An 18,838-nucleotide genomic window follows, 5' to 3' on the forward strand; every position below is an offset into this window, starting at 1 on the left:
TTTCCTCTACCTCTAGCTCGGAGACCGTCGTCCCGGCGAAGGCCGGGACCCAAGTTCGTTGCAAACCACGAGCGCAAAAAAATGCCGCGGACCTCCGCGGCATTTTCATTGCGCCGAAGCGCATCAGCGATTCGCCTGAATAAACTCCGTAATCTTCGGGCAAATAATCTCGCGCCAGCGGCGGCCCGAGAAAATGCCGTAGTGCCCGCACTTCGGCGCGACGAACTTGAGATGCTTGTCCTTCGGGATCCCGCTGCACAGCTCATGCGCCGCGCTGGTCTGGCCCAGGCCGGAGATATCGTCCAGCTCGCCTTCCACGGTCATCAGGGCCACGGTCTTGATGTCCTGCGGACGGACCAGCTGGCCGCCGACTTCCCAGGTGCCCTTGGGCAGGCGGTGTTCCTGGAACACGGTCTTGATGGTCTCGAGGTAGTACTCGGCCGGCATGTCCAGCACCGCGTTGTACTCGTCGTAGAACTGGCGGTGCGCCTCGGCCGAGTCGTCGTCGCCGCGCACCAGGTGCTGGTAGAACTCGCGGTGGCTCTGGGCGTGGCGGCCCGGGTTCATGGCGATGAAGCCGGCGTGCTGCAGGAAGCCCGGATACACCTTGCGCCCGAAGCCCGGGTAGTTGCCCGGCACCGAGTAGATCACGGTGTTCTCGAACCAGGAGAAGGGCTTCTCGGTCGCCAGGTCGTTGACGGCGGTCGGCGACTTGCGCGGATCGATTGGGCCGCCCATCATGGTCATGGTCTTCGGCAGCTTGGGGTCATTGTTCGACGCCATCAGCGAGATCGCGGCCAGCACCGGCACGGTCGGCTGGCACACCGAGATCACGTGCACGTCCGGGCCGAGCAGGCGGATGAAGTCCTGCACGTAGTAGATGTAGTCGTGCAGGTGGAAGGGGCCGGCGGACAGCGGCACCATGCGCGCATCGGTCCAGTCGGTGATGCAGACGTCGTGGTCGACCAGCAGGGCGCGCACGGTGTCGCGCAGCAGGGTGGCGTGGTGGCCCGACAGGGGAGCGACCACCAGCACCTTGGGCTGGTTCAGGGCCTCGAAGGCCTGGTCGCCCAGGTCTTTCTTGAAATGCAGGAGCTTGCAGAACGGCTTTTCAACGACCGTGCGCTCCATGATGCCGACGTCTTCTCCCTTGATCTTCACGGAATGGATGCCGAACGCCGGCTTTTCGTAGTCTTTCCCCAAGCGATACATCAGCTCGTAGCCAGCAGCGATACGCTGGGCGAAAGGGGTATGCGCGAACGGCGAGACGGGGTTGGAAAATAGTTTCGAGGACGCATCGGCCCACTGCATCAGCGGGGTCAGGAAGGAGCGTTGCATCTCGTGCAGTTGGTAAAGCATAGGTAAATCCTTCAGTAGACAGTGCGCGCCGCAATCGTTTGCGCGTAGCTGCAATCAATTATAGGGGATACTGATTTACTTGTGGAAACAGTCGTTTTCACACCCCTGCTACGTATGGTTCACTTGTAGCATATTTGTGCAGTGCGGTTCGGTGAGGCTTCCCACATAAGTGGATATACCCGTGCTTGTAACGGGGAGTTTGTCGCGGGGGCGTTACTGAACACGGGAGGGCGATGCTACTTCGTCACTATGGGGAAGAAGCGTTGTTGGTCTGCTTGCGCACCGCAGCAGGTAAAAAAAATGCCGCCCCGAAGGGCGGCATTGTGTCGATACCTGAAGAGATCGCTTAGTCGAACACCGGCGTCTCGACACCCAGGATCTTGTGCAGCTTCGGCGACGTGGTCGTGTACTGCATGTGGATCTTCTTGTCCGGGAAGATGTACGGCGCGGCGCCGAAGGCGGCCAGCGCGGCTTCGTGGAAGCCCGACAGGATCAGCTTCTTCTTGCCCGGGTAGGTGTTGATGTCGCCCACGGCGAAGATGCCCGGCACGTTGGTCTCGAACTTCTCGGTGTCCATGACCTTCAGCTGGCGGCGCTCGATGTCCAGGCCCCACTCGGCGATCGGGCCCAGCTTCGGCGACAGGCCGAAGAAGACCAGCAGCATGTCCAGCGGCACGCGGCGGGTCACGCCGTCGGCGCCGGTCACCTTCACTTCGCTCAGCTTGCCGTCTTTTTCGTCGAAGCCGGTCACCTGGCCGGTGATCAGCTGCATCTCGTACTCGTCGCACAGGGCCTTCATCTTGGCGACCGAGGCCGGCGCGGCGCGGAAGTCCTCGCGGCGGTGCACCAGCACGACCGACTCGGCCTTGCCGACGAAGTTCAGGGCCCAGTCCAGTGCGGAGTCGCCGCCGCCGCAGATGACCAGGTTCTTGCCTTCGAACAGAGCCGGATCCTTGACGCGGTAGAACAGCTGCTCGGCTTCGAACTTCTCGATGCCGTCGACCTTCAGGGTGCGCGCCTGGAACGAACCGACGCCGGCCGCGATGAAGATGGTCTTGGTGATGAAGCGGGTGCCGGTCGAGGTCTCGACGTTGAAGCGGCTGTCTTCACGGCGCTGGACGGTGGTCACTTCCTGGCCCAGGTGGAAGGTCGGCTCGAACGGCTCGATCTGCTTGAGCAGGTTGTCGGTCAGTTCCTGGCCGGTGCATACCGGCACGGCCGGGATGTCGTAGATCGGCTTGTCCGGGTACAGTTCCACGCACTGGCCGCCGACGGCCGGCAGCGAATCGATGACGTGGGCTTTGATTTCGAGCAGGCCGAGTTCGAAGACCTGGAACAGGCCAACCGGACCGGCGCCGATGATCACGGCGTCGGCTTCGATGGCGCCGGCAAACGAACTGTTGGGAGCGATGCTGCCCGCTTCGTGGGTGGCACTGATAGTCATGCTTACTTCCTGTGATTTTCTGGATGGTTGGGCGATGGCGGGCCTTCCCGCCATCGGTGGCGACACCCTGCGGCGCAGTCCGCTAAGCGAACCCGGGCGCCGTACGCGTCAGCGAGCCAGCTGGCTCAGCTTGTCCTTGACGTCCTTCCACTCTTCCGCGTCCGGCAGGGCCGGCTTGGTCTTGGTGATCGACGGCCAGGAACGCGCGAGGTCCGCGTTGAGCTTGATAAATTGCTGCTGATCGCCAGGCACGTCCTCTTCGGCATAGATCGCATTCACCGGGCACTCGGCCACGCAAACGGCGCAGTCGATGCACTCGTCGGGGTCGATGGCAAGGAAATTCGGGCCTTCCCGGAAACAATCTACCGGGCATACATCGACGCAGTCGGTATAGCGACAACGGATGCACGATTCGGTGACAACGTGGGTCATAACAGTCCTATCAATGGTGGGGGTGTCGCGTCGCCGTGCGCTTGGAAAGTGGGCCGGCGGGACAATGCAAAGCACTGTATTTTAGGGCAATTCGGGTTTTCCTACAAATTAGCCTTATACACAATACACATAAGCAAATGAAGGGAAAAAGGCCCTTGTGCCGTCGAAAACCTGCACGAGCGTGCAATTTTAATATGTCCCGAAGCCTTGCCGCGCAATCCACGGCCAGCCCGATCGCCCGCTGTCAGGCGCTGCGGCGCAGCCCGTCCAGCAGGTGCTGCCAGTCCCCGCCGCTGCCATCCTCGCGCAGGAAGACCGTGTGGCAGCGCAGTCCGTCCTCGACCGTGATTTCCCAGCGCGGCATGTCGGCCCCGAGCGGGCAGGGCGGCTCGGCCTGGAAGAAGTCGAGCCGCCGCAGCAGCTCTTCGAGCGCCGCGCCCTCGGGCCGGGCGGCGGTGTCGAGTTCGTAGGATTCCGCCAGGCCGGCAAAGCCGCCGCAGGCGCGTGCGCTGATCCTCATGGCGTCCGTTGTCCGTCCGGGTGATATTCGGGCAGCTGCATGGTCCCGCAGCAGGCGTGGCGGTCCTGGCGCGCGCCGGGCGCGTCGCAGACGCAGGGCGCGAGCCGGGTGCCGGGCCGGTAATCCTGGGCCAGGGCGGCGCCGGCCTCGACCACCTCGCGCCGGGTGAACTGGTTGCGGATGAAGTTGGCGTAGGCGGCCGGGCGGCCATCTTCGCCCACGATGCGCAGCATCTCGTTGACCACGTCGGCATAGCTGGCGGCATCGTCCGGGGCGGCGATCAGGGCGCGCAGCACCACGCCGCCCAGGTAGGCGGCAACCCGGTGCAGCACGGCGGCGTCGTCCTCGCGCCCGGGATCGCGTTCGTAGGCGAACAGGTCGGCCAGCACATCGTAGACGGCGCCGGTGAACACCTGCGAGATCGCATGCACCTGGGTGCCGGCCTGGCTCAGCCTGAGGTCGTTGTCGGCGTTGCGCAGCCCGGCGCCCATGCCGATCGCCACGCCGAACTGCTCGGCGATGATGGCGAGGAAGGATTTGTCGTGCAGCTGCGCCTTGGTCTGGGCCACCACGGCTTCGCACTGGTCGAGCTGGGACAGGGCCAGGAAGATCGCGCTCAGGTCGCCGAAGGATTCGTGCAGCCCGCCGGTCTGGGGCGGCGCGTCGGCCAGCAGCCAGCGCGGCTTGAGCCCGTCGAGCACGGCATGGGCCGTCTCGTGGGCGACGATGTCGAAGGAGCGGCAGGTGTAGACCCGATCGGCCGGTTCGTTGGTGCCGTCGGGAATGAAGTGCCCGAACTTGAGGCAGGCCTGGGCCCGGCTGTAGAAGGCGTTCATGACGTCGGTCAGGCCGTGCGGGTAGATGCGCAAGGGGCTGCTGTCCATGCCGCTGTTCCATTGCCAGGGCAGGGGCAGGCTCAGGCCGGCCGCGAGCAGGGCGCGCTGGTACATGGTGAGCGTCTGCCGCACCACGGCGAAGGTGTGCACGGCGTCGAACTGGGGCGTGTCGGGCTGGGTGACGAAGTCGCCGGCCTCGTTCGGCTGCACCGGATCGATGCCGGGCTCGCCGGGTGCGATGCGGGCGTCGCGCGGGCCGGCCAGCACCGCCTCGGGCAAGTAAGCGCGGCGGGTGCCGATCTCGCTCACCGAAGGGTCCTGCTTCCACATCAGCACGCGCGCGCCGAAGGCCTGGGGCAGGGCGGGCGCTTCGATGAGGTTCTCGTTGCCGGCTTCATAGCCGGCTTCATTATCGGCTTCGCCGGGCGTTTCCGGCAGCAGGGCATGTGCTTCCATGTCAACTCCTTGATATGTCGCGGGCTGCGCTTTTATGGTCGCGCGCTGCGCTGCTCAAGCATTGACACTCATCAATTGATGCCGCTCCAAGCCGTGGAATGTGGCGGACTCTGGCATGGACCGCTTCCAACTGGCATCATTGCGGATTGTCTTGCAATCGATTAGGAAGGAAAGCGTCAGATGGCGGAATTGAAGATCGTCCAGGAGCACAGCCTGAGCCCGGCGGCGGCGCGCACGGCGGCGGAACAGGTGGCGCAGCGCCTGGCGGCGGAGTTTGGACTGGCCTGCAAATGGGATGGCGACGTACTGCGCTTCGAGCGCAGCGGCGTGGATGGGGACTTGCGGCTGGAAGGGCAGAACGCGTCGCTGCGCATCCGCCTGGGCATGCTGATGAGCGCCTTCGCGCCGGCCATCGAGGCCAAGGTGACGGAGAAAATGCGGAAAGTGTTCGCTCCCGCCTGAGGGAACGATGCGCCGCCGTGCAGGCGGCGCAGCCCGATCAGCCCTTCAGCTCTTCGATCAGGTCGATGTACTGCTGCTGGGCGTCTTCCTGCGCGGTGCCCTTCAGGGCGGCCCAGGCGTCGTACTTGGCGCGGTTGACGAAATCGGTCATGCCCGGACGCTCGCCGGTCACGTCGCCTGCCGAACCCTGCTTGAACAGCGCGTAAATCTTCAGCAAGGTCATGTTATCCGGACGCTCCGGCAGATTCTTCGAATCCTGCTGGGCCTGGGTGAACTGTTCCTGCAAGCTCATGGAAACTCCTGTGTGGTTGGTTGATGTGCTTGCCGTCTGGGCAATGCGGCAGGCATCTTAGCGCAGGAGCTCGGCGCGGACGGAGGAAACGGCCGCATTTTAGAGGGGAAGCTCGAATGACAAGGGACGCCGCGGCGTCCCTTGTGCTTTCCGATCAGACGGCGAGCAGGTCGACGTCGAAGATCAGGGTGGCGTTCGGCGGGATCACGCCGCCGGCGCCGCGCGCGCCGTAGCCCAGGCTGGCCGGGATGGTCAGGCGGCGCGAACCGCCGACCTTCATGCCCTGCACGCCTTCGTCCCAGCCGCGGATCACGTGGCCGGCGCCGAGGGCGAACTGGAACGGATCGTTGCGGTCCTTGCTCGAGTCAAACTTCGCGCCGGTCGAGCCGTCGTCGTTGCGCAGCCAGCCGGTGTAGTGGACGGTGACGTACTGGCCGGCCTTGGCTTCCGGGCCGTCGCCGACAACGGTGTCTTCGTACTGCAGGCCGGAATCAGTGGTGATGGTGGACATGGTATTCCTTGTTGTTCAAGTTGAACGGGGATTGTAGTCCATGGCGCGCCAAGGCGTCACGCACGGCACGGGGCAGGGCCGCGATGTGCGTAAAATGACAATACCGCCAACCGACCTAGAAGGAGGATGCATGCCGCTTGCCGCCCGCCCCGGAGTCCGCCAATGAAGGGCGTCGCCACCGCCTACCGCCGCGCGCTGCGCGCCCAGTTCACCGGCCGCATGCTTCTCCTCTCGGCCACGCCTTTGGTCCTGTCGCTGCTGCTGTGGGGCGTGGTGCTGTGGTTCGGGCTGCAGCCGCTGCTCGACTGGCTGCATGGCCTGTTCTCCGAGTATGACGCCTTCGAGACCAGCGGCAACGTGCTGGCCACCCTGGGCCTGGGCATGCTCAAGGTGGTCGTGGTGCCGCTGCTGGCGATCGCGCTGCTGCTGCCGCTGATGATCGCATCAAGCCTGCTGTTCATGGGCGTGGCCGCGATGCCGGCCATCGAGCGCCATGTCGGCAACCGCCAGTATCCCAAGCTCGAAAAGAAGGAGGGCGGCAGCTTCGTCGGCAGTGTCGCCATCAACCTCGGCAGCTCGGCCATGTTCGCCGTCCTGTGGCTGTTCACCCTGCCGCTGTACGCGATCCCGCCGCTGGCCTGGCTGGTGCAGGCCAGCCTGTGGGCCTGGGTGACCTCGCGCGTGATGAGCTACGACGCACTGGCGGCCCACGCCAGCCCGGCCGAGCGCCAGGCCCTGATGCGCACGCGCCGCATGCCGCTGCTGGCGATCGGCCTGGCCACCGGCCTGGCCGGCGCGCTGCCCGGCATCGCCTGGATGGGCGGCGCCGTGATCTCGATCGTGCTCTTTCCCTTGCTGGCCCTGCTGTCGCTCTGGCTCTACATCATGATCTTTTTGTTCGCGGGGCTATGGTTTCAGTATTACTGCCTGGAGGCACTTGAAGAGTTGCGGGCGGAAGGGGTGGCGCAGGCGGTTTGAGCCCGGCGTGTGCACGGCTGCACGGGTTCGCGCGTTGATGGCATGGGCGGCCACAAACGGCGATTCTCCCGTAGTGGCACACTGGAGGCTTGAACAAGCTTCAGCATAAAACGGGGGGACGCATGGGGTTCGGCCTGATCGTCGTGGGCGACGAGATTTTGTCCGGCAAGCGCCAGGACAAGCATTTTTCCAAGGTGGTCGAACTGCTTGCCGAGCGCGGCTTGCAGCTGTCCTGGGCCGAGTTCGTCGGCGACGACCCCGTGCGCCTCACGCAGACCCTGCGGCGCAGCTTCGCGGGCCAGGACATCGTGTTTTCCTGCGGCGGCATCGGGGCCACGCCGGACGACCACACGCGCCAGTGCGCGGGCGCGGCGCTGGGCCTGCCGCTGATGCTGCACGCCGAGGGCCGGCGCCACATCGAGGAGCGTATCCGCGAGACGGCGCTGGAAGCGGGCAGGGAGCCGGACTTCAGCGCACCGGAGAACCTGCAGCGCCTCAAGATGGCCGAGTTCCCGCAGGGCGCGCAGCTGATCCCGAATCCCTACAACCGCATCGCCGGCTTCTCGATCATGGAGGGCCGCGCGCCGCATCACTTCGTGCCCGGCTTCCCGGTCATGGCCTGGCCCATGATCGCGTGGGTGCTCGATACCCATTACCCCCACCTGTTCCATCGCGAGGCCTATGCCGAACGGGCCTTGCTGGTCTACGAACAGGCGGAGGCCGCGCTCACGCCCTTGATGGAGCGCCTGCAGCGCGAGCACGAGGGTGCACGGGTGTTCAGCCTGCCGAGCGTGGGCGATGCGCAGACGCGCCGGCATATCGAACTGGGAGTGAAGGGTAGGCCGGAATCGGTGGTGGCGGCCTATGCCGCGATGTGCGCCGAGCTCGATCGGATAAAAGCAGAGTATCGACCTTTATAAATAGGCATGTCGCGCAGTTAAGCTAGTCGTTGTTTTTTTGCGAAAATATTCCACGCACATCAAAATTGTTAAACCGTGTCTCGCGCGTGTCGTATTGATGTGGTGGAATATTACCTACGGACGGTGCCATCTGGAGTGAGATCGCATCGGCCGCTGTATGCGAACCAATGACCACCTCGATCACTCGAACAGACCAGTAGCAGATGGCGAGCAGGTTGGCGGGGATTGCACGTAAAACGATTCAGACCAGTTAAGCCATCATCATGGAAAGTATTCGCCGTTTCGGACGGCCCAGTTTTGTATTCGATGTATTCGGCAGGTGGCGCGATCGCCCCGCTGCCGCGACGCCTTCTGTGCATGCGGCCCCAGCGCCGGCGCTCGCCTCCGCGGGAGGCAACGATGTTCCCCTCTACGAAGCCTATCCCCACCTCGGCGGCGCGCCAGGCGGCGGTGGTTCCGATGCGCCCGAGCCCAAGCCGCGCAAGCGCCGCTGGAAGCTCTGGCTGTTCTTCGGTTCGGCCCTGCTGGCGGCCCTGCTGGCCGCCTGGGCCGCGCTCGAGATGAAAACCTCGCGCCTGCAGGCCAAGATCTTCGCCGAGATGGCCGAGGACCTGAACTGGCGCGTCGAAAAAGGCCCGAGCAACGCGATCCGCTTCCCGGCCGCCAGCCCCTACGACACGCGTCTCGGCTACGCCAGCCTGCCGCAGTACATCGACAAGCTGCAGGCGCGCGAGTACTCGGTCGCGGCCCAGGCGCGCATGTCGCCCAAGATGGTCGAGTTCGCCGACCGCGGCCTGTACGCCACTTTCCACGAGAAGACCAAGGTCGGCCTCGAGATCCTCGACTGCCGCAGCCAGCCGCTGTTCACCTCGCGCTTCCCGGAGCGCTATTACCACAAGTTCGATGAGGCGCCCTCGCTGCTGGTGCAGAGCCTGCTGTTCATCGAGAACCGCGAGCTGCTCGACGCGAAGCACCCGAGCCGCAACCCGGCGGTCGAATGGGACCGTTTCTCGAAGGCCGTGTTCGACAAATCGCTGTCCAGCGTCGGCCTGGGCGGCGAAGGCCGCGTGGCCGGCGGCTCGACCCTGGCCACCCAGATCGAGAAGTACCGCCACTCGCCGGAAGGCCGCACCAGCTCGCTCTCCGACAAGCTGATCCAGATGGCCTCGGCCACCCTGCGCGCCTACCAGGACGGTGAAGACACCACCCAGGCGCGCCGCCGCATCGTGCTCGACTACCTGAACACGGTGCCGCTGTCGGCCAAGCTCGGCTACGGCGAAGTGAACGGCATCGGCGACGGCATGTGGGTCTGGTACGGCCGCGATTTCAACCAGGTCACCCAGATGCTGAAAGGGCCGATGACCAGCCCCGAAGCGGTGCTGGCGTATAAGGAAGCGCTGTCGCTGATGATCGCCCAGCGCCGTCCGGCCTATTACCTGGGCGCGGGCGAGAACGACCTCGAAACCCTCACCAACAGCCACCTGCGCGTGCTGGCCCAGGCCGGCGTGATCTCGCCGCAGCTGCGCGACGCCGCGCTCAAGGCGCAGCTGCACCCGGCCCAGGGCTCGGGCGTGGCGCCGCCGCCGGCCGACGCCTTCGTGTCGCGCAAGGCCGCCAACGCGGTGCGCAACCACCTCGGCTACCTGATCGGCGACTCGCGCCTGTACAACATCGACCGCCTCGACCTGTCGGTGGTCTCGACCCTGGATGCGGAAGTGCAGCAGGCCGTGACCGCGGCGCTGCGCAAGCTGACCGACCCGGGCCACGCCCAGGAAGCCGGCCTGACCGGCAAGGGCCTGCTCGGCAACGGCGACCCGGCCAAGGTGGTGTACAGCTTCACCCTGATGGAGCGGGGCGAGCACGTCAACTACCTGCGCGTGCAGACCGACAACTACGACCAGCCGCTCGACATCAACGAAGGCGCCAAGCTCGACCTCGGTTCGACGGCCAAGCTGCGCACCCTGGTCACCTATCTCGACATCGTCGACCAGCTGCACAAGCGCTACGAGCCGATGGACAAGATCGGCCTGATGGGCGTGAACGTCGATCCGAAGGACCGCATGTCGCAGTGGGCGATCGAGTACTTCCGCAGCTTGCCGGAGAACGCCGACCGCGGCCTGACCCCGATGCTCAAGGCCGCGATGGAGCGCAAGTATTCCGCCAACCCGGGCGAAGCCTTCTTCACCGGCGGCGGCCTGCACACCTTCGGCAACTTCAGCAAGCTGGACAACAGCAAGATCATGACGGTGCACGAAGCGCTGCGCCAGTCGACCAACCTGGTGTTCGTACGCATGATGCGCGACGTGGTGCGCTACTACATGTTCCAGCTGCCGGGCTCCTCGGCCCAGCTGCTGGCCGACGCCGACGATCCGCGCCGCGCCGAATACCTGGCGCGCTTTGCCGACCGCGAGGGCAAGGACTTCCTGGCCAAGTTCTGGAACAAGTACAAGGGCAAGACCCCGGCCGAGATCGAGACCATGCTGTTCTCGGGCGTGCGTCCGATGGCGTCCAAGCTGGCCGCCGCGCACCGCACCGTGGCGCCGAACGCGACCCTGGAACAGTTCGCCGAGTTCATCGACAAGTCTCTGCCGTCGAGCAACGACATGGATCCGGACCGCATTCCGAAGATGTACGAGATGTACGATCCGAAGAACATGTCGCTGGCCGACCGCGGCTACGTGGCCTCGGTCCACCCGCTCGAACTGTGGCTGGTGAGCTACCTGCGCACCCATCCGAAGGCCGGCTGGACCGAAGTGACCAATGCCAGCGTCAAGGAACGCCAGGAAGTGTACTCGTGGCTGTTCAAGACCCACCGCAAGCATGCCCAGGACAAGCGCATCGCCGGCCTGCTCGAAGTGGAAGCCTTCCTCAAGATCCACGCCCAGTGGAAGAAGATGGGCTATCCGTTCGAATCGCTGGTGCCGTCCTATGCGACCACCCTGGGCGCCTCGGCCGACCGTCCGGCCGCGCTGGCCGAGCTGATGGGCATCATCGTCAACGGCGGCGTGAGGAAGCCGGTGGAGCGCATCGACTCGCTGCACTTCGCCAAGGACACGCCTTACGAGACCCTGGTCAAGCGCAACAAGGGCGGCGGCAAGGAACAGGTGCTGGCTCCCGAGGTGGCGCGCGAGGTCGCGGATGCGATCCAGGGCGTGGTCCGGGAAGGCACCGCCAAGCGCGTCAAGACCGCCTTCGTGCAGTCCGACGGCAGCGTGATCGCGGTGGGCGGCAAGACCGGTACCGGCGACCAGCGCTTCGAGGTGTATGCGCGTGGCGGCCGCGTGATCGAGTCGCGCTTCGTGAACCGGTCGGCGACCTTCGTATTCAACATCGGCGAGCGCTTCTTCGGCAGCATGACCGCCTATGTGCATGGCCCGCAATCGGGCGACTACGACTTCACCAGCGCCTTGCCGGTGCAGTTGCTGACGACCCTGGCGCCGAGCCTGATGCCGATGATCGAGCCGACCCCGGGCGCTGCGCAGCTGACCACGGTGCCTGGCCTGGTGCCACCGGCCCCGCCTGCGCCGCCGGCCGTGATTGATCCGGTGACCGGCCTGCCGGCCCCGGCTCCAGCGCCGGTTCCTGTGGCCCGGGTGGTGGCGGCACGGCCTCCGTGCGTCCGTTGAGCGGGCAAGCCGAGGAAAAAAAGCGCGGCGCAATGCGCCGCGCGGTCTTGAAGGTGCGCAGCTTCAGCATCGTGTCGCTGCGCGACCTGCTGGTGGCCTCCGGTCCCACCATCCTGATCGTGATCGCCGCCGTCGCACTGGCCTACTGGTGGGTCGATCCGGCCCCGCCGCGCCGGCTGGTGCTGGCCACCGGGCAAGAGAACAGCGCCTATGAGGAGTTCGGCAAGCAGTACGCCCGGATCCTCGCGCGCGACGAGATCACGGTCGAACTCCAGCCTTCGCTGGGCTCCCAGGAAAACCTCGAACGCCTCATCGCGGGCAAGGCCGACATCGCCTTCGTGCAGAGCGGCTCGACCGACGACGGCCAGGCCGCGCGCCACGGGCTGGTCTCGCTCGGCAGCCTGTTCACCGAGCCGGTCTGGCTGTTCCTGCGGGCCGAAGCCAAGGTCGCCAAGCTGACCGACCTGAAGGGCAAGCGCATCAACCTCGGCCCGGCCGGCACCGGCGTGCCGCGCCTGTTCCGGCAAGTGCTGGCGGCCAACGGCGTCGAGCCCGCGGACCTGCGCATCGGCACCCTGGCCAACACGCCCGCCACGGTGGAACTGCTGGAAGGGCGCATCGACGGCCTCGTGTTCAGCTCGGCGCCGGAAGCGCCGCTGATCCAGATGCTGCTGCAGACGCCGGGCATCCGGCTGTTCGATTTTTCCCAGGCCGAGGCGTATACGCGGCGCCTGCCTTTCCTGACCCATGTGGTGCTGCCGCGCGGGATCGTCGACCTGGGGCGCAATATTCCCGCCCAGGACTATCACCTGATCGCGCCGACCGCTACTTTGGTGGCGCGCGAGGAGCTGCATCCGGCGCTGGTGGGGCTGTTCGTGAAGGCGGCCTACGCCATCCACGGCGGGGCGGGGTGGTTCCAGCAGCAGGGGCAGTTCCCCTCGCCGAAGTACACCGAGATCCCGGTGGCGGGCGAGGCGGCGCGCTATTACCGCGACGGGCCGCCTTTCCTGCAGCGCTATATGAGCTTCTGGCTGGCCAACCTGCTCGACCGGCTGGGCGTGATCGCGGTGGCGCTGGCGGCCTTGCTCATTCCCTTATCGAAGATCGTGCCGCCGCTGTACGTGTGGCGGGTGCGCTCCCGCGTTTACCGCTGGTATGGCGAGCTGAGGGCGGTGGAGCAGGCGATGGAAAGGGCGCAGGGCGAGGAGCGCGAGGTCGTCAGGCAGGATCTGCTGCACCGGCTGGACGATATCGAGGAACGGGTGAATCACATTTCGATCCCGCTGGCGTTTGCGGATGCTTTATATGGGCTGAGGAGCCATATCAACATCGTCCGTCAGCGGATCATGGCGGGGACGGTGACGGAGTAGATCTTTACGCAAACTTGGGTCCCGGCCTTCGCCGGAATGACGGTCTGTGGGCTTGCCACTAGCATTGGAATCGTCGTCCCGGCGCAGGCCGGGACCCAAGTTCTCGGCAAACATCACCGTTCTTACGCTCCGATCCACGGCAGACCAGCTTTACACCACCCCCCGATGGTCTTGCGGTGCCCCTCCGCATCCTTGTCCCCCTCAAAACCTTCGAGAATGTCATACGACTGCGCGAATCCATGTTCGGTCGCCACCCGCGCGCTATGCCGCGAGCGCACCCCCGAGCGGCACAGGAACAGCAGCACCTCATCCTTGCGCGCCACCTTCTCCAGCTGCGCACCGAACTCCGGATTCGGCACCCCGCCGGGATAGGTGGCCCACTGCACCGCCGCATGCTGGGCGTCGGGAATCGCCACCCGGCCGACCCAGTCGCGTTCGGCATTGGTGCGCACATCCACCAGTTTCACATTCGGATCGGCCTGGAGCAGGGCGAAAGCCTCGTCCGGGGTCACCGCGCCCGCATAGGGCTGGCCTGCGGCGCGCTGGCGCGCGGCCTCGAGAATTTGTTCGGGAGTCATTTCGTATGTCCGTTTTCGAGCATAAAAGCGCGATGCACCATCCTGGATCAGTGTATGCTGCGCTGCCGTGGTGCATTTTGCATGGATTGCACCAAAGTGGTGCGCGTAGGCCGGGACTGAATCGGACGGCCGTGCATCCGTATAGGGCGATTTTATGGGTAAACTCGCCCGTTTCCAAAGAACGAATTATGCATTTGCTCATGCTTCAAGCTTGGCATGGTTCCTGCTTTAAGAAGACGTATGTTGTCGGTTCGCATTAATGCGCGACACACCCTTTTCAACTAGGAGATTCCGAATGGCAAAGACCGCCGCAGACGTAATGCAGATGGTTAAGGACAACGAAGTCAAGTTCGTTGATTTTCGCTTCGCCGATACCCGCGGCAAAGAGCAGCACGTGACCGTGCCCGTGTCGCACTTTGACCTGGACAAGTTTGAATCGGGCCACGCTTTCGACGGTTCGTCGATCGCCGGCTGGAAAGGTATCGAAGCGTCGGACATGCTCCTGATGCCGGACCCGAACACCGCCAACCTCGACCCGTTCATGGAAGAGACCACCCTGTTCATGCAGTGCGACGTGATCGAACCGTCGGACGGCAAGGGTTACGACCGCGACCCGCGCTCGATCGCCAAGCGCGCCGAAGCCTACCTGAAATCCTCGGGCATCGGCGACACCGCCTACTTCGGCCCGGAGCCGGAATTCTTCATCTTCGACTCGGTCCGCTGGCGCATCGACATGTCGGGCTGCTTTGTCAAGATCGACTCGGATGAAGCCTCCTGGTCGACCGACAAGGAAATCGAAGGCGGCAACAGCGGCCACCGTCCGACCGTCAAGGGCGGCTACTTCCCGGTCCCGCCGGTCGACAGCTTCCAGGACATGCGTTCGGAAATGTCGCTGATCCTCGAATCGATGGGCATCCCGGTCGAAGTGCACCACCACGAAGTGGCCGGCGCCGGCCAGAACGAACTCGGCACCCGCTTCTCGACCCTGGTCGAGCGCGCCGACTGGACCCAGAACCTGAAGTACGTGATCTGGAACGTGGCCCACAGCTACGGCAAGACCGCGACCTTCATGCCGAAGCCGATGGCTGGCGACAACGGTTCGGGCATGCACGTGCACCAGTCGATCTGGAAGGACGGCAAGAACCTGTTCGCAGGCGACGGCTATGCCGGCCTGTCGGAAACCGCCCTGTACTACATCGGCGGCATCATCAAGCACGCCAAGGCCCTGAACGCGATCACCAACCCGGGCACCAACTCGTACAAGCGCCTGGTGCCGGGCTACGAAGCCCCGGTCAAGCTGGCCTATTCGGCCAAGAACCGTTCGGCATCGATCCGCATCCCGCACGTGGCGAACCCGAAAGGCCGCCGCATCGAAGTGCGCTTCCCGGACCCGCTGGCCAACGTCTACCTGTGCTTCGCCGCGCTGCTGATGGCCGGCCTGGACGGCATCCAGAACAAGATCCACCCGGGCGAAGCCGCGACCAAGGACCTGTACCACCTGCCGCCGGAAGAAGACAAGCTGATCCCGACCGTGTGCGCCTCGCTGGAAGAAGCGCTGGACGCCCTGAACAAGGACCGCGAGTTCCTGACCCGTGGCGGCGTGTTCAGCGACAGCATGATCGACGCCTACCTCGACCTGAAGATGCAGGAAGTGCAGCGCATGCGCATGACCCCGCACCCGGCCGAATTCGACATGTACTACTCGTCGTAATCAGGCTGGCAAGCGAAGTGTTGCGGCCTGGCAACGTAAGCTGTAAGGCCGTGTAACAAAAACGGGGAAAGCCATGGCTTTCCCCGTGCTGTTTTCGGGATCGGGTATAGTCCGGGTGAACTAAAATGTGTGCACGTTTATTGTGCAAATTTGTTTCTGATGAGAATGACATTCACCCGCGCTACCCTTGCACTGGCCGCCGGCATCGTACTCAGCAACACCGCCGCCGCCCAGACTCCCGTCTATAAATGCGTCGACGCCGAAGGCCGTGTCGAGTTCACCGACAGCAGCCGGCGCGGCTGCAAGCCGCTCGACCTCGGCTACCTGCCGCCGGCGGCGCCGCGTGCGTCCGCGCCGATTCCAGCGGTGCGCCCGAGCAGCCCGCCGCCTGCCGCCGCAGTGAGCCCGGCCGCCTTCCCGCGCGTCGACAGCGCCCAGCAGCGTGAACGCGACAACGACCGCCGCGAGATCCTGCATGACGAACTGCGTTCCGAGGAAAAGAAATTGGCCGACCTGAAGCGCGAATTCAATAACGGCGAGCCGGAGCGCCAAGGCAACGAGCGCAATTACGCGAAATACCAGGAGCGCGTGTCCGGCATGCGCGACGACATCAACCGCAGCGAACGCAACGTCGAGGCGCTGCGGCGCGAGATCGCGAACCTGCGATGAGCGCGCGCGAGGACGCTGTCCGCTTCGCAGGTTTGGACTTGCTGGCCTCGGCCGTGCTGCTGACCGACGGCGCCGGCCAGGTCCGCTACGCCAACCCGGCGGCGGAAAACCTCCTTGAACTCTCGCTCAAGTCGCTGCAGCGCTACAAGCTGCCGGAACTCTTCACCAACGGCGCCGAACTGAGCGCCTTGTGCGCCCAGGCGCTGGCCCACCAGTACGCCGATCTGCGCCAGGACCTGAGCCTGCAACGCGCGGGGCGCGAGCCCCTGCAGGTCAACAGCATCGTCAGCGCACTCGGCGACGGCGAACTGCTGATCGAGCTGCGCGAGAACGTCCAGCAGCTCAAGCTCGACCGCGAAGAGCGCATCCTCGACCAGAGCCAGGCCAACAAGGAACTGATCCGCAACCTGGCCCACGAAATCAAGAATCCGCTCGGCGGCATCCGCGGCGCGGCCCAGCTGCTCGAGCTCGAGCTCCCGCCGCACCACCTGGCGGACCTGCAGGAATACACGCAAGTCATCATCAAGGAAGCCGACCGCCTGCAGACCCTGGTCGACCGCCTGCTGGCGCCGCATCGGAAACCCCATATCGTGGGCGACGTCAACATCCACGAAGTCTGCGAGCGCGTGCGCAGCCTGATTCTGGCCGAGTTCCCGCACGGGCTCACCATAAGGCGCGACTACGACGCCTCGATTCCCGAGTTCCGTGGCGACATGGAGCAGCTGATCCAGGTGGTCCTGAACATCGCCCACAACGCCGCCCAGGCCCTGGCCGGGCGTATCGCCCAGGGCGATGCCGAGATCGTGCTGCGCACCAGGGTGGCGCGCCAGGTCACCCTGGCCAAGGTCCGTTATGGGCTGGCACTAGATTTGCATATCATCGACAATGGACCGGGCATCGCGCCGGAGATCCGCGACCGCATCTTCTATCCGCTCGTATCGGGACGCGAAGGCGGCAGCGGCCTTGGGCTCACCTTGGCGCAAACCTTCGTGCAGCAGCACCTGGGGGTGATCGAGTGCGAAAGCCGGCCTGGACTGACGGATTTCCGCATCCTGCTGCCGCTGCCATAAGCTGGACGCAGGGGAGGGAAGAAGCAGTCCTCCATTGAAGCCATGTTGCGGGAAACACGAATACATGAAACCAATCTGGATTGTCGACGACGATGCATCGATCCGCTGGGTGCTGGAAAAAGCCCTGGCGCGCGAAAGCCTGGAGACCCGCAGCTTCGCCAACGCGCGCGACGCCCTGGCCGCTTTCGAGCTTGATGCGCCGCAGGTGCTGGTATCGGACATCCGCATGCCCGGCGAGTCCGGCATCGACCTGCTGCAGGCGGTCAAGGCGCGCCATCCCGGCCTGCCGGTCATCATCATCACGGCGTTTTCCGACCTCGATTCCGCGGTCGCTTCCTTCCAGGGCGGCGCCTTCGATTATCTCGCGAAGCCTTTCGACATCGACAAGGCGGTGGCCCTGATCCGGCGCGCGCTGGAAGAGAGCCTGCGCGAGGCCAGCGTTGAGGCGGCGCCCGCCGAAACGCCCGAGATCCTGGGCCATGCGCCCGCCATGCAGGAAGTCTTCCGCGCCATCGGCCGCCTGTCGCAGTCGAACGTGACGGTCCTGATCACGGGTGAGTCCGGCACCGGCAAGGAACTGGTGGCGCGAGCCCTGCACAAGCACAGCCCGCGCGCCCACGATCCCTTCATCGCCCTGAACACGGCGGCGATCCCGAAGGACCTGCTGGAATCCGAACTGTTCGGCCACGAGCGCGGCGCCTTCACCGGCGCCCAGGCGATGCGGCGCGGCCGCTTCGAACAGGCCGAGGGCGGCACCCTGTTCCTGGACGAGATCGGCGACATGCCCTTCGACCTGCAGACGCGCCTGCTGCGCGTGCTGTCCGACGGCCACTTCTACCGCGTCGGCGGCCACCAGCCGGTCAAGGCCAATGTGCGCGTGATCGCGGCCACCCACCAGAACCTGGAGCAGCGCGTGCGCGACGGCCTGTTCCGCGAAGACCTGTATCACCGCCTCAACGTGATCCGCCTGCGCCTGCCGTCCCTACGCGAGCGGCGCGACGACATCCCCATTTTGGCGCGCCACTTCCTGGTGCAGAGTGCACGACAATTGGGCGTCGAACCGAAGCGCCTGAGCGAGCAGGCGACGCGCTACCTGGCAGGGCTGGAGTTGCCGGGTAACGTGCGCCAGCTGGAAAACCTGTGCAACTGGATCACCGTGATGGCCCCGGGCCAGACGGTCGAGGTCAAGGACCTGCCGCGCGACCTGACCCAGGGCGGCCAGGGCCAGCAGCAGGCCGTGCCGCTGTCGGAAGGCACGCTGGGCGCGTCCCAGCCCGCGGTGGCGCCCGCCATGCAGGGAGGCGATGTCCAGGCGCTGCCGCTGTCGCCGGAAGGCTGGGTGGGATTGCTGGAGCTGCAGGCTGCCGGCATGCTGAGCGCCGGCCAGATGGACGTGATGGACGTGCTCGGGCGCCAGTTCGAGTCGGCCCTGATCCGCACCGCCCTCAAGCACACCCACGGGCGCAAGAACGACGCCGCGATGCGGCTCGGGATCGGCCGCAACACGATCACGCGCAAGATCGGCGAGCTGGGGATCGACGGCGCACGCGACGAGTGAGGAAAATGACGGGCAGGGCAGGGGCGATGGTGTAAGCTCATGCATC

17 protein-coding genes are annotated in these 18,838 nt (G+C 65.2%); 9 read left to right on the plus strand and 8 right to left on the minus strand.

Annotation, left to right across the window (positions count from 1 at the left end; all coding sequences use genetic code 11):
• Positions 1-123: 123 nt before the first annotated feature.
• The 5 genes from KBW95_RS10460 to KBW95_RS10480 all read right to left on the minus strand — a co-directional run bounded on the left by KBW95_RS10460 (position 124) and on the right by KBW95_RS10480 (position 5,047).
• Positions 124-1,359: a polyhydroxyalkanoate depolymerase gene (locus KBW95_RS10460; protein ID WP_211528208.1), complete on the minus strand. Its 1,236-nt coding sequence runs from the start codon at positions 1,357-1,359 to the stop codon at positions 124-126.
• Between the two features lie 346 nt (positions 1,360-1,705).
• Positions 1,706-2,803 carry an NAD(P)/FAD-dependent oxidoreductase gene (locus tag KBW95_RS10465; protein WP_229429671.1) on the minus strand — a complete coding sequence of 366 codons (1,098 nt, stop codon included), beginning with the start codon at positions 2,801-2,803 and terminating at the stop codon, positions 1,706-1,708.
• Positions 2,804-2,911: 108 nt separating this feature from the next.
• On the minus strand, positions 2,912-3,235 hold the full coding sequence (gene fdxA, locus KBW95_RS10470; RefSeq protein ID WP_211519300.1) for a ferredoxin FdxA: 324 nt from the start codon (positions 3,233-3,235) through the stop codon (positions 2,912-2,914).
• 244 nt (positions 3,236-3,479) lie between these two features.
• Entirely contained in the window at positions 3,480-3,755 is a 276-nt protein-coding gene (locus tag KBW95_RS10475; protein WP_211528209.1) for a protealysin inhibitor emfourin, read from the minus strand.
• Positions 3,752-5,047: a hypothetical protein gene (locus tag KBW95_RS10480; protein ID WP_229429672.1), complete on the minus strand. Its 1,296-nt coding sequence runs from the start codon at positions 5,045-5,047 to the stop codon at positions 3,752-3,754. Before KBW95_RS10480 ends, KBW95_RS10475 begins: the two co-directional genes overlap by 4 nt.
• A gap of 180 nt (positions 5,048-5,227) precedes the next feature.
• Here KBW95_RS10480 and KBW95_RS10485 point away from each other — a divergent pair, with 180 nt between their 5' ends.
• Positions 5,228-5,509 carry a polyhydroxyalkanoic acid system family protein gene (locus KBW95_RS10485; protein ID WP_211528210.1) on the plus strand — a complete coding sequence of 94 codons (282 nt, stop codon included), beginning with the start codon at positions 5,228-5,230 and terminating at the stop codon, positions 5,507-5,509.
• Positions 5,510-5,546: 37 nt separating this feature from the next.
• Here the strand turns inward: KBW95_RS10485 and KBW95_RS10490 are convergent, their stop codons facing one another.
• Both KBW95_RS10490 and KBW95_RS10495 read right to left on the minus strand, forming a co-directional pair.
• The gene (locus tag KBW95_RS10490) at positions 5,547-5,801 is read right to left on the minus strand and encodes an acyl-CoA-binding protein (RefSeq protein ID WP_211528211.1); all 255 of its coding nucleotides are present in this window, start codon (positions 5,799-5,801) and stop codon (positions 5,547-5,549) included.
• Positions 5,802-5,955: 154 nt separating this feature from the next.
• Positions 5,956-6,312, minus strand: coding sequence for an FKBP-type peptidyl-prolyl cis-trans isomerase (locus KBW95_RS10495; RefSeq protein ID WP_211526622.1), 357 nt, complete (start codon positions 6,310-6,312; stop codon positions 5,956-5,958).
• A gap of 162 nt (positions 6,313-6,474) precedes the next feature.
• On the opposite strand from KBW95_RS10495, the gene KBW95_RS10500 reads away from it, so the two are divergent.
• The 4 genes from KBW95_RS10500 (at position 6,475) to KBW95_RS10515 (ending at position 13,206) form a co-directional block, all read left to right on the plus strand.
• A complete protein-coding gene (locus tag KBW95_RS10500) occupies positions 6,475-7,290 on the plus strand; it encodes an EI24 domain-containing protein (protein ID WP_211526623.1) in 816 nt (271 codons plus the stop codon).
• A gap of 122 nt (positions 7,291-7,412) precedes the next feature.
• A complete protein-coding gene (locus KBW95_RS10505) occupies positions 7,413-8,210 on the plus strand; it encodes a molybdopterin-binding protein (RefSeq protein WP_211528246.1) in 798 nt (265 codons plus the stop codon).
• A gap of 353 nt (positions 8,211-8,563) precedes the next feature.
• On the plus strand, positions 8,564-11,836 hold the full coding sequence (locus KBW95_RS10510) for a transglycosylase domain-containing protein (protein ID WP_373888784.1): 3,273 nt from the start codon (positions 8,564-8,566) through the stop codon (positions 11,834-11,836).
• Between the two features lie 32 nt (positions 11,837-11,868).
• Positions 11,869-13,206: a TAXI family TRAP transporter solute-binding subunit gene (locus KBW95_RS10515; RefSeq protein WP_211528213.1), complete on the plus strand. Its 1,338-nt coding sequence runs from the start codon at positions 11,869-11,871 to the stop codon at positions 13,204-13,206.
• A 122-nt stretch (positions 13,207-13,328) separates the two neighbouring features.
• On the opposite strand, the gene KBW95_RS10520 is transcribed toward KBW95_RS10515, so the two are convergent.
• Complete coding sequence (locus tag KBW95_RS10520) at positions 13,329-13,784, minus strand: rhodanese-like domain-containing protein (RefSeq protein ID WP_211526045.1); 456 nt, start codon at positions 13,782-13,784, stop codon at positions 13,329-13,331.
• Between the two features lie 295 nt (positions 13,785-14,079).
• Between KBW95_RS10520 and glnA the strand changes: the two genes are divergently transcribed.
• From glnA to ntrC, 4 genes are all read left to right on the plus strand, one after another.
• On the plus strand, positions 14,080-15,495 hold the full coding sequence (gene glnA, locus KBW95_RS10525; protein WP_211526046.1) for a type I glutamate--ammonia ligase: 1,416 nt from the start codon (positions 14,080-14,082) through the stop codon (positions 15,493-15,495).
• 165 nt (positions 15,496-15,660) lie between these two features.
• A complete protein-coding gene (locus KBW95_RS10530) occupies positions 15,661-16,164 on the plus strand; it encodes a DUF4124 domain-containing protein (RefSeq protein WP_229429673.1) in 504 nt (167 codons plus the stop codon).
• Positions 16,161-17,234, plus strand: coding sequence for a nitrogen regulation protein NR(II) (glnL, locus tag KBW95_RS10535; protein WP_211526048.1), 1,074 nt, complete (start codon positions 16,161-16,163; stop codon positions 17,232-17,234). The genes KBW95_RS10530 and glnL overlap by 4 nt, the downstream gene beginning before the upstream one ends.
• Before the next feature lie 64 nt (positions 17,235-17,298).
• Positions 17,299-18,792 carry a nitrogen regulation protein NR(I) gene (gene ntrC / locus KBW95_RS10540; RefSeq protein ID WP_211526049.1) on the plus strand — a complete coding sequence of 498 codons (1,494 nt, stop codon included), beginning with the start codon at positions 17,299-17,301 and terminating at the stop codon, positions 18,790-18,792.
• The last annotated feature ends 46 nt before the right edge of the window (positions 18,793-18,838 follow it).

Source organism: Massilia sp. ZL223, assembly GCF_018119395.1.
Classification (GTDB): domain Bacteria; phylum Pseudomonadota; class Gammaproteobacteria; order Burkholderiales; family Burkholderiaceae_D; genus Telluria.

Bases quoted from the DNA above. Each gene is read 5' to 3' on its own strand.
- KBW95_RS10505 (WP_211528246.1), top strand. From the start codon at position 7,413: ATGGGGTTCGGCCTGATCGTCGTGGGCGACGAGATTTTGTCCGGCAAG.
- KBW95_RS10500 (WP_211526623.1), top strand. From the start codon at position 6,475: ATGAAGGGCGTCGCCACCGCCTACCGCCGCGCGCTGCGCGCCCAGTTC.
- fdxA (WP_211519300.1), bottom strand. From the start codon at position 3,235: ATGACCCACGTTGTCACCGAATCGTGCATCCGTTGTCGCTATACCGAC.
- KBW95_RS10515 (WP_211528213.1), top strand. From the start codon at position 11,869: ATGCGCCGCGCGGTCTTGAAGGTGCGCAGCTTCAGCATCGTGTCGCTG.
- glnA (WP_211526046.1), top strand. From the start codon at position 14,080: ATGGCAAAGACCGCCGCAGACGTAATGCAGATGGTTAAGGACAACGAA.
- KBW95_RS10475 (WP_211528209.1), bottom strand. From the start codon at position 3,755: ATGAGGATCAGCGCACGCGCCTGCGGCGGCTTTGCCGGCCTGGCGGAA.
- KBW95_RS10530 (WP_229429673.1), top strand. From the start codon at position 15,661: ATGACATTCACCCGCGCTACCCTTGCACTGGCCGCCGGCATCGTACTC.
- ntrC (WP_211526049.1), top strand. From the start codon at position 17,299: ATGAAACCAATCTGGATTGTCGACGACGATGCATCGATCCGCTGGGTG.
- KBW95_RS10460 (WP_211528208.1), bottom strand. From the start codon at position 1,359: ATGCTTTACCAACTGCACGAGATGCAACGCTCCTTCCTGACCCCGCTG.
- KBW95_RS10465 (WP_229429671.1), bottom strand. From the start codon at position 2,803: ATGACTATCAGTGCCACCCACGAAGCGGGCAGCATCGCTCCCAACAGT.
- KBW95_RS10495 (WP_211526622.1), bottom strand. From the start codon at position 6,312: ATGTCCACCATCACCACTGATTCCGGCCTGCAGTACGAAGACACCGTT.
- KBW95_RS10480 (WP_229429672.1), bottom strand. From the start codon at position 5,047: ATGGAAGCACATGCCCTGCTGCCGGAAACGCCCGGCGAAGCCGATAAT.
- KBW95_RS10520 (WP_211526045.1), bottom strand. From the start codon at position 13,784: ATGACTCCCGAACAAATTCTCGAGGCCGCGCGCCAGCGCGCCGCAGGC.
- glnL (WP_211526048.1), top strand. From the start codon at position 16,161: ATGAGCGCGCGCGAGGACGCTGTCCGCTTCGCAGGTTTGGACTTGCTG.
- KBW95_RS10485 (WP_211528210.1), top strand. From the start codon at position 5,228: ATGGCGGAATTGAAGATCGTCCAGGAGCACAGCCTGAGCCCGGCGGCG.
- KBW95_RS10490 (WP_211528211.1), bottom strand. From the start codon at position 5,801: ATGAGCTTGCAGGAACAGTTCACCCAGGCCCAGCAGGATTCGAAGAAT.